This window comes from Clostridium sp. ETTB3 (genome assembly GCF_053571985.1).
This window is the reverse complement of the sequence record NZ_CP199832.1, coordinates 2,814,062-2,823,133: the sequence shown is the minus strand read 5'-3', so window position 1 is coordinate 2,823,133 and position 9,072 is coordinate 2,814,062. Positions and strand designations below refer to the sequence as shown.

10 protein-coding genes are annotated in these 9,072 nt (G+C 27.4%); all 10 read left to right on the top strand.

Going from position 1 to position 9,072, the window contains the following annotated elements:
* The first annotated feature begins 524 nt into the window (after positions 1 to 524).
* The 10 genes from rpmH to ACUN06_RS13510 all read left to right on the top strand — a co-directional run bounded on the left by rpmH (position 525) and on the right by ACUN06_RS13510 (position 9,045).
* A complete protein-coding gene (rpmH, locus tag ACUN06_RS13555) occupies positions 525 to 659 on the top strand; it encodes a 50S ribosomal protein L34 (protein ID WP_032116814.1) in 135 nt (44 codons plus the stop codon).
* A 64-nt stretch (positions 660 to 723) separates the two neighbouring features.
* Positions 724 to 1,077 carry a ribonuclease P protein component gene (rnpA, locus tag ACUN06_RS13550; protein WP_291732194.1) on the top strand — a complete coding sequence of 118 codons (354 nt, stop codon included), beginning with the start codon at positions 724 to 726 and terminating at the stop codon, positions 1,075 to 1,077.
* Positions 1,074 to 1,286 carry a membrane protein insertion efficiency factor YidD gene (gene yidD, locus ACUN06_RS13545; RefSeq protein ID WP_291732192.1) on the top strand — a complete coding sequence of 71 codons (213 nt, stop codon included), beginning with the start codon at positions 1,074 to 1,076 and terminating at the stop codon, positions 1,284 to 1,286. Before rnpA ends, yidD begins: the two co-directional genes overlap by 4 nt.
* Before the next feature lie 13 nt (positions 1,287 to 1,299).
* Complete coding sequence (gene yidC, locus ACUN06_RS13540; RefSeq protein ID WP_291732190.1) at positions 1,300 to 2,067, top strand: membrane protein insertase YidC; 768 nt, start codon at positions 1,300 to 1,302, stop codon at positions 2,065 to 2,067.
* A 29-nt stretch (positions 2,068 to 2,096) separates the two neighbouring features.
* Positions 2,097 to 2,720 (top strand): RNA-binding cell elongation regulator Jag/EloR, encoded by a 624-nt coding sequence (jag, locus tag ACUN06_RS13535; RefSeq protein ID WP_294369558.1) that lies wholly within the window; start codon positions 2,097 to 2,099, stop codon positions 2,718 to 2,720.
* Between the two features lie 134 nt (positions 2,721 to 2,854).
* Positions 2,855 to 4,234 carry a tRNA uridine-5-carboxymethylaminomethyl(34) synthesis GTPase MnmE gene (gene mnmE, locus ACUN06_RS13530; RefSeq protein WP_291732186.1) on the top strand — a complete coding sequence of 460 codons (1,380 nt, stop codon included), beginning with the start codon at positions 2,855 to 2,857 and terminating at the stop codon, positions 4,232 to 4,234.
* A 10-nt stretch (positions 4,235 to 4,244) separates the two neighbouring features.
* On the top strand, positions 4,245 to 6,134 hold the full coding sequence (gene mnmG / locus ACUN06_RS13525) for a tRNA uridine-5-carboxymethylaminomethyl(34) synthesis enzyme MnmG (RefSeq protein WP_291732184.1): 1,890 nt from the start codon (positions 4,245 to 4,247) through the stop codon (positions 6,132 to 6,134).
* Between the two features lies 1 nt (position 6,135).
* On the top strand, positions 6,136 to 6,852 hold the full coding sequence (gene rsmG, locus ACUN06_RS13520; RefSeq protein WP_291732181.1) for a 16S rRNA (guanine(527)-N(7))-methyltransferase RsmG: 717 nt from the start codon (positions 6,136 to 6,138) through the stop codon (positions 6,850 to 6,852).
* Between the two features lie 538 nt (positions 6,853 to 7,390).
* The gene (locus ACUN06_RS13515) at positions 7,391 to 8,152 is read left to right on the top strand and encodes a ParA family protein (protein WP_291734070.1); all 762 of its coding nucleotides are present in this window, start codon (positions 7,391 to 7,393) and stop codon (positions 8,150 to 8,152) included.
* Between the two features lie 14 nt (positions 8,153 to 8,166).
* Positions 8,167 to 9,045 carry a ParB/RepB/Spo0J family partition protein gene (locus ACUN06_RS13510; protein ID WP_449389942.1) on the top strand — a complete coding sequence of 293 codons (879 nt, stop codon included), beginning with the start codon at positions 8,167 to 8,169 and terminating at the stop codon, positions 9,043 to 9,045.
* The last annotated feature ends 27 nt before the right edge of the window (positions 9,046 to 9,072 follow it).

Here is a 9,072-nt window from a genome sequence, read left to right as displayed (position 1 = left end):
TTAAGCTATCCTCCAAAAAAAGAAATTTTAAAAAGTTATTAACAGGTTATCAACAAAGTTATTAACAGAGACAAGCTGATGTTGATAAAGTGGATAAAGTTAATAACATATTCACAGGTAGATGTGGATAACTTAATTGCATTATAGTTATCCACAGTTTTAAATTTTATAAACATAGATATTATTGACAGCGAATAAATGCCCTATTTTTGATAATAATAACTACATAAATATATAGTTATTAAGAAATATTGAACAAGTTATACACAGATTAATCCACAAATGTGGATAAGTTAAGTTATTCACATATTTATTCACATGTATATTTAATAATAGCATAAAAGTTCACAAATTATCAATAAGTTATCCACAATTTTTAAACTGTGAATAAAATTATCAACAGTTTTGTACAAGTTAATTCATATTGACAGTAAAAAGGGAAATATATATAATGATAAGGTAACTTTAAATTGAGAAATATAGTTTTTACTATAAATAAATCACTCAAAGGGGGTGTATTTCGAATGTTCATGACATACCAACCAAAAAAGAGACAAAGAAAAAAAGAACATGGTTTTAGAAAAAGAATGAGCACTGCTTCAGGAAGAACTGTTCTTAAGAGAAGAAGACAAAAAGGTAGAAAAAAATTAACAGCATAAGGGCCGCACTTTGTGGCCTTTTTTCTGCAAGTGCAGGAATTTTAAGGAGAGTTTATTAAAACTTATGATATATAAATTAAGAAAAAACCAAGAATTTAGGCTTGTTTATAGAAGAGGAAAGTCTTATGCAAACAAGTTATTAGTTTTATATGTTTTTAATAATAAGAAAAATATTACTGAAGAAAATGAATTATATAATAAATTAGGTATTTCAGTAAGTAAAAAAGTTGGAAATAGTGTAGTTAGAAGTAGAAGTAAAAGACTTATATATGAAAGCTATAGGTTAAATGTTAATGACATTAAGCCGGGATATGATTTTGTTTTCGTAGCTAGAAGTGCTATAAATGAAAAAAAATATAGCGATGTAGAAGCAGCTATGATAAACTTATTGAAAAAGGCAGGAATATATTTGAAATGAAAAATTTGCTTTTAAAGTTTATAAAGCTATATCAAAAATATTATTCTCCTATGAGGCCTAGAAGATGTATATTTGTTCCTACATGCTCACAGTATGCAGTAGAAGCAATTACTAAATATGGTGTACTTAAAGGAGGATTTTTATCTATAATGAGAATTTTAAGGTGTAATCCTTTTAATAAAAATGGAGGATATGACCCTGTAAAATAAGGAGGCTATTAAAATGTGGAGTGCAATTGTAAATGTAATGACGAAAATGTTCGATGCTTTACATAGTTTAATTGTATCATTAGGGGTATCAGAGAATGCAGAAGGAGTTTCCTATGTATTAGCAATAGTTTTATTTACAGCAATAATAAGATTATTAATATTACCTCTTAATATCAAGGCAACAAAATCAAATGCAAAAATGCAAGAAATTCAACCAGAAATGCAAAAACTTCAAAAGAAGTATGCAAATGATCCTCAGAAGTTACAATTAGAAACTTCTAAATTAATGAAGGAAAATAATGTTAGTATGTTTGGTGGATGTTTACCATCATTATTACCATTACCTATATTATTTGCTTTATATGGAGTATTTAGAAATATACAAGCAACACCAGGAGCAGATACATCATTCTTATTTATTCCAGATATATTTGCTTATCCAAAAGGAATAGGATTTGTTTCTATAATTCTTGCTATATTAGCAGCGTTAAGTACGTATATTCCATCTCTATTATTAAGTAAATCAATGCCACAACAAGAAGGTGGTATGAATATGAGTACTATGAATATAGTGATGTCAGGTATGATGGGATTCATGGCTCTTCAATTTCAACCAATATTAATACTTTATTGGATCACTGGAGGAATAATTCAATTAATTCAAACATATTTCTTAAATTATCGTCCAGCTATGCAAAAGAAAAAAGTTAAAGAAGAGCAAGAAGCACAAGCTAAAATTCAAAAGGCTAAAAAAGCTACACCAAAAACTAAAAAGAGATAACTATCAATTTTATAGGTGGTGAAAAGGGTATGAAGACAATTGAAATGACTGGTAAAACAGTTGATGAGGCTTTAAAAAATGCATTAAATGAATTGAAGCTTACAAAGGAAGAAGTCGACATTGAGATAATTGATGAGGGTAGTAAGGGAATATTCAATTTAATAGGTAATAAACCTGCAAGAATTAAAATAACTAAAAAGAAAAGTGCCATAGATGAAGTTGAAAAGTTTTTAACAGATGTATTAAAATCTATGGATATAAAAGCTAAAATTAATATTAAAGAAGAAAATGATATTATAAATGTTAATTTAAGTGGTGAAAAAATGGGATTAATAATAGGTTATAGGGGGGAAACCTTAGATTCACTTCAATATTTATTATCTTTAGTAGTAAACAAAAATCATAACAATATTTATAAGAAAGTTGTGTTAGATGTTGAAAACTATAGAAAAAAGAGAGAAGAAACCTTAATAAAAGTTGCTCAAAAGGTTGCTTATAAGGTAAGAAAATCTAAAAGGCCATATAAATTAGAACCTATGAATCCATATGAAAGAAGAATTATTCATTCTACATTGCAAGAATTTAATGATATTATAACTTACAGTGAAGGTGAAGAACCTTTTAGAAGAGTAATAATAAGTTTAAAAAAATAATAAGAGAAGACCAATTTTGGTCTTCTCTTATTATTTTTTATAATTTTGACTTATATAAAATAGTTATGTAAAATGAATAATAGCGAAAATAGGGCATAATAATTAAAAAAACGGAAAATCCGGAGGACTAATAAATGAAAGAATTTGATACAATATGTGCCATAGCTACTGCTTTAGGTGAAGGTGGTATTGCAATTATTAGAATATCAGGAGATAAAGCATTAGATATAGCATCAAAGATATTTAAACCTAAAAGCAATGATGATATTAAAAATATGAAATCTTATACTATGAAGTATGGACATATTTATGATGTAGAAACTAATGAACTTATTGATGAAGTAATTATTAGTTTTATGAAGGGACCTAAAAGTTTTACAGCAGAAGATACAATAGAAATTAATTGCCATGGTGGAGTTGTTTCAACTAATAAAGTTTTAGAAACAGTAATAAAAGCTGGGGCAAGACTAGCTGAACCAGGAGAATTTACAAAAAGAGCTTTTTTAAATGGTAGAATTGATTTATCTCAAGCTGAAGCTGTTATGGATATAATAACGGCTAAAACTGATTTAGCAATGAAATCAGCATTAATGCAAAGTAATGGATATTTATCAAGAGAAATTAATAAGTTAAGAGAATATATGCTTAACATATTAGCATTAGTTGAATTTGCAGTAGATTTTACTGAAGATGATGAAGAAATAGACCCAAGTATTCCATTAAAAGTTGCCGAAAGCTTAGAAAAATCTATAAATGAAATGAATTCACTTCTTAAAAGTGCAGATGAAGGAAAATTAATTAGAGAAGGATTAAGTTTAGCAATTGTAGGTAAGCCTAATGTAGGAAAATCATCTTTATTAAATGCATTGTTAAGACAAAAAAGAGCAATAGTAACTGATATTGCAGGAACAACAAGAGATATAATTGAAGAGTACATAAATTTAGATGGAATTCCAGTTAAAATAATAGATACAGCAGGAATTAGAGAAACTGAAGATATTGTAGAAAAAATTGGAGTTGAAAGATCAAGAGAAAAGATTCAAGAAGCTGATTTAGTATTATTAGTTTTAGATTCATCAAGAGAATTAGATGATGAAGATAAAGAAATTATTGATTCTGTTGGCGATAAAAAATGTGTAGTTATATTAAATAAGATAGATTTAGAATCAAAAATAGATGAAAACATAATAAGTAATTTTGATAACATAATAAAAATATCAGCTAAAGAAGAAATTGGATTAGGAGATTTAAAAAATACTATAAAAGATTTATTCTTTAGTGGAAAAATTGATACAGAAAGTCTAATTATATCTAATTCAAGACATAAGCAAGCTTTATTTAGAGCATTAGAAAATGCTGAAATGGCATTAAGTAAAGTAAGAATGAATGAATATTTAGATTTAATATCTATTTTTGTAACTTCAGCATTACGAGCTTTAAATGAAATTACTGGTGATGAATTAGAAGAGGACTTAGTAAATAAGATATTTGGAGATTTCTGTGTCGGAAAGTAGGAGTGAAAAAATGATATATAATGCAGGAGAATACGACGTAGTTGTAGTTGGTGCAGGTCATGCAGGTTGTGAAGCAGGGTTAGCAACAGCAAGAATGGGGTTAAAAACATTAGTATGTACAATAAACCTAGATGCAATTGGATTAATGCCATGTAATCCTAACATAGGAGGAACAGCTAAGGGGCACTTAGTAAGAGAAGTTGATGCACTTGGTGGTGAAATGGGAATTAATATAGATGAAACATTTATTCAATCAAGAATGCTTAATACATCAAAGGGGCCAGCAGTACATTCATTAAGAGCACAAGCTGATAGAAAAAAATATCAAAATAGAATGAAGAATATTTTAGAAAGTGAAGAAAACCTTGAGGTAAGACAGCTTGAAGTTATTGATGTTGAAGTTAAGGATGGAAAAGTTGTTGGTGTTTTAACTAAAAATGGAGCATTCTTCAATTGTAAGTCAGTTATCTTAACAACAGGTACATATTTAAGAGCAAAAGTAATAATTGGAGATGCAATTTATAATAGTGGTCCAAATGGTTTAGCACCAGCTAATGAATTAACTCAACACTTAATGGATCTTGGAATAGAAATGAGAAGATTTAAAACTGGTACGCCAGCAAGAATCAATAGAAAATCAGTAGATTTTTCAAAAATGATAGAACAACCTGGTGATGAAAAAATAGTACCATTTTCATTTATGAATGATAAGTTAGAAAGAGAGCAAGTTTCATGTTGGTTAACTTATACTAATGAAGAAACACATAATATTATAAAAGAAAATATAGGAAGATCACCATTATATAATGGAAGTATTGAAGGGGTAGGTCCTAGATATTGTCCATCTATAGAAGATAAGATTATGAAATTCCCAGATAAGAATAGACATCAAATATTTATTGAACCAGAAGGTGAAGATACCTTAGAAATGTATGTTGGTGGAATGTCATCATCATTACCAGAAGATGTTCAAATTAAGATGTATAGAACATTAGAAGGACTTGAAAATGTAGAATTTTTAAGAACTGCTTATGCAATTGAATATGATTCAATTAATCCAATGCAATTAAAACCAACATTAGAGTTTAAAACTATAGAAGGCTTATATGGAGCTGGTCAGTTAAATGGAAGTTCTGGATATGAAGAAGCTGCTGCACAAGGATTAGTTGCAGGAATTAATGCAGCATTAAAAATTAAAGGTGAAGAGCCAATGATATTAACTCGTTCTGATGCATATATTGGAGTTTTAATTGATGATTTAGTTACAAAGGGAACAAATGAACCTTATAGAATGATGACATCTAGAGCTGAATATAGATTGTTATTAAGACAAGATAATGCAGACTTTAGATTAACTGAAATAGGAAGAAGAGTTGGGTTAGTTACAGATGCAAGATACAATAGATTCTTAACTAGAAAAGCTAATATAGAAAATGAAGTTGAGAGATTAAAGAACTTACAAATAACTAATAAAAAAGAAAATAATGAATTTTTAGTTAGTCTTAATTCAACAGAATTAAAGAAGCCTATAAGTATGTATGAATTAGTTAAGAGACCTGAATTGGATTATTTTATGTTAGCTCCTTTAGATTTAGAAAGGCCTAATTATACAGATGATATTGGAGAGCAAGTAAATATTATAGCAAAGTATGAAGGATATATAGCTAGCCAATTAGATCAAGTAAAGCAATTCAAAAAATTTGAAAAAAAATTATTGCCTGAAAATATAGATTATAATGATGTAAAAGGATTAAGAGTTGAAGCAATTCAAAAATTAAGTGCAATAAGACCTGTTAGTATAGGTCAGGCTTCAAGAATATCAGGAGTTTCACCAGCTGATATATCTGTATTACTTATTTATTTAGAACATCAATATAAGAAGAAGAATCAGGAGGGATAACATGAAATTTTTTGATTTAATGAAAAGAGCTGTAAATGAAGCAGGTTTAGAATTAACAGAATTACAATATGAGCAATTTATAAAATATATGAGACTTCTTCAAGAGTGGAATGAAAAAATTAATTTAACAGCTATTACAGATGATGAGGAAGTTATAAAAAAGCATTTTATAGATTGTATTAAGGCTTTTAAATCAGATGCTATAAAAAATGCTAAAACAATAATAGATGTTGGAACTGGAGCTGGTTTCCCAGGATTACCAATAGCAATAATGAATCCTAATGTTAAAGTAACCCTTTTAGATTCATTAAATAAGAGAATTAATTATTTAAATACAGTTGTAAGAGAACTTGGATTGAAGAATGTTACAACTATTCATTCAAGAGCAGAAGATGGAGCAAGAAAACCAGAATTAAGAGAAAAATTTGATGTTGCAACATCAAGAGCTGTAGCTAATATGGCAGTTTTATCTGAATATTGTATGCCATATGTAAAGAAAGATGGATATTTTGTAGCATTAAAGGGTCCATCTGTTGATGAAGAACTTAAAAATGCAACTAATGCAATTAAGACATTAGGTGGAGAACTTAAAGAAATAATAGAAGTTTCTATAGAAGAAACAGATCTTAAGCATAATATAGTTGAAGTTAAAAAATTAAACCCATGTTCTAAGACTTATCCAAGAAAAGCTGGAACAATTACTAAAAAACCGTTATAAAAATAAATTATTATATTGTAAAAGGTTTTAAACGTTTATTAGTAAGCTTATTATTTTAACAATAGAATTTAAAATAAACTTTATATGAAAATAGGATAGGCTAATTAATAAATTATTAGGAATTATTGTACACAAATGAATAAAGAAATAATAAATTCTCGATACATATCAATCAAGAAAATTTTTAATGAAGAAGATTTAATTTAATATTCCAAGTGAATATAAGCTTGAAGATGAGTATGAATTTATTGAAATAACTGTTTCTATTCCTAAAAATAAATAAAATTTTAAAAGGGGCTGTCGCACTAAAACTTTTATACACAATATATTGTTTTAAAAAATAAAAATTAATACAATATATTGTAGTATTTATTCTTAATGCGACATCCCCCATTTTATATAATTAATGTTTCACGTGAAACATTAATTATATAAATTTAACTTTATTTTTAGTAAGTCTATCTTTAACTATTAACGGAAAATATATATAATATAAATATGGGAAGGGGGTGGAGTCCTTAAAGAGGACTTTTTATCAATGAAAAAAATTTGTATTTTTAATCAAAAAGGTGGAGTTGGAAAAACTACTACTAATATAAATTTATGTGCTTTTCTTGCTATGGAAGGATATAAAGTATTAACAATAGATATAGATCCACAGGGAAATACTACTAGTGGATTAGGCTTAGATAAGAGAAATTTAGAAGTTTCAATGTATGATGTTTTAACAAATAATGCTTCATTAGAACAAGTTATTATAAAGAGTGAATTAATTCCTAATTTATACATAGCCCCATCTACTATGGAGTTAGCTGGTGCAGAAGTTGAAATTATAGGTATAAAAGATAGAGAAACTATACTTTTAAGAGAAATATCTAAAATAAAAGATCAATATGATTTTATATTTATAGACTGTCCACCATCATTAGGAGTTTTAACTATAAATGCGTTAACAGCTGTTGATTCTGTATTAATTCCTATTCAATGTGAATTTTATGCATTAGAAGGTGTTGGACAACTAATTAATACAATTCAATTAGTTAAAAAATCATTAAATAAGTCATTGGATATAGAAGGTGTATTAATGACTATGTATGATTATAGAACTAACTTAAGCAATGAAGTGTATGATGAGGCAAAAAAATTCTTTAATGATAAAGTATATGATGCAACTATTGCAAGAAACATAAGGTTAGCAGAAGCACCAAGCTTTGGGTTACCAATAATGCTTTATGATGATAAATGTAAAGGTGCTATAGCATATAAGAAATTTGCTAAAGAATTTTTAAGTAAGCAATAGAAAGGGTGAAAATTATGAGTAAAAAGTTTGGATTAGGTAAAGGGCTAAATGCTCTTATACCTGAAGATACTGTAATTTTAGAACCTAAAAAAGGTAAAGATAAAAATGATGATAATGGATATTCTTTAATTGATATTAATTTAATTAAGAGTAATGAAAGTCAGCCAAGAAAATCATTTGATGATGAAAAAATCATGGAACTTGCTGAATCTATAAAGAGTAATGGAATTATTCAACCATTAATTTTAAGAAAAGATAAAGATGAGTATATAATTGTTGCTGGAGAAAGAAGATGGAGAGCAGCAAAATATATAGGAATAAAAGAAATACCATCTGTAATAATGGATTTAACAGAAAAACAAATACTAGAAATATCATTAATTGAAAATATTCAAAGGGAAGATTTAAATTCTATAGAAGAAGCTATAGCATATAAAAAGCTTATAAGTGATTTTGATTTAACTCAGGAACAATTAAGTAAAAGAATAGGAAAATCACGTGTTGCAATAACTAATACTATGAGATTATTAAATCTAAGTGAGGATGTTCAACAATATATTATTGAAGGAGTTATTTCAGAAGGGCATGGAAGAGCGTTATTAGCTATTACAGATAGTAAACTTCAATGTGAATTAGCACAAAATGTTATTGATGATAAATTATCAGTAAGAGAATTAGAATTTTTAATAAGAAAACTAAAAACTAAATCAGAAGCAAGCAAAAGTAAAGCCAAAAAGGAAACTAACCCATATTATAAGGAAGTTATAGAAAAGTTAGAAAATTACTTTGGTACTAAAGTTAATGTAACTAATAAAAATAATAAGGGTAAGATTGAAATTGAATACTACTCAGAGGAAGATTTACAAAGAATTCTAGAAATAATTAATTTATAAATGTTTCACGTGAAACATTTTGAAGGG

Excerpts from the sequence above, each read along its gene's own strand:
- rpmH (WP_032116814.1), top strand. The coding sequence starts at position 525 with ATGTTCATGACATACCAACCAAAAAAGAGACAAAGAAAAAAAGAACAT.
- rnpA (WP_291732194.1), top strand. The coding sequence starts at position 724 with ATGATATATAAATTAAGAAAAAACCAAGAATTTAGGCTTGTTTATAGA.
- yidD (WP_291732192.1), top strand. The coding sequence starts at position 1,074 with ATGAAAAATTTGCTTTTAAAGTTTATAAAGCTATATCAAAAATATTAT.
- yidC (WP_291732190.1), top strand. The coding sequence starts at position 1,300 with ATGTGGAGTGCAATTGTAAATGTAATGACGAAAATGTTCGATGCTTTA.
- jag (WP_294369558.1), top strand. The coding sequence starts at position 2,097 with ATGAAGACAATTGAAATGACTGGTAAAACAGTTGATGAGGCTTTAAAA.
- mnmE (WP_291732186.1), top strand. The coding sequence starts at position 2,855 with ATGAAAGAATTTGATACAATATGTGCCATAGCTACTGCTTTAGGTGAA.
- mnmG (WP_291732184.1), top strand. The coding sequence starts at position 4,245 with ATGATATATAATGCAGGAGAATACGACGTAGTTGTAGTTGGTGCAGGT.
- rsmG (WP_291732181.1), top strand. The coding sequence starts at position 6,136 with ATGAAATTTTTTGATTTAATGAAAAGAGCTGTAAATGAAGCAGGTTTA.
- ACUN06_RS13515 (WP_291734070.1), top strand. The coding sequence starts at position 7,391 with ATGAAAAAAATTTGTATTTTTAATCAAAAAGGTGGAGTTGGAAAAACT.
- ACUN06_RS13510 (WP_449389942.1), top strand. The coding sequence starts at position 8,167 with ATGAGTAAAAAGTTTGGATTAGGTAAAGGGCTAAATGCTCTTATACCT.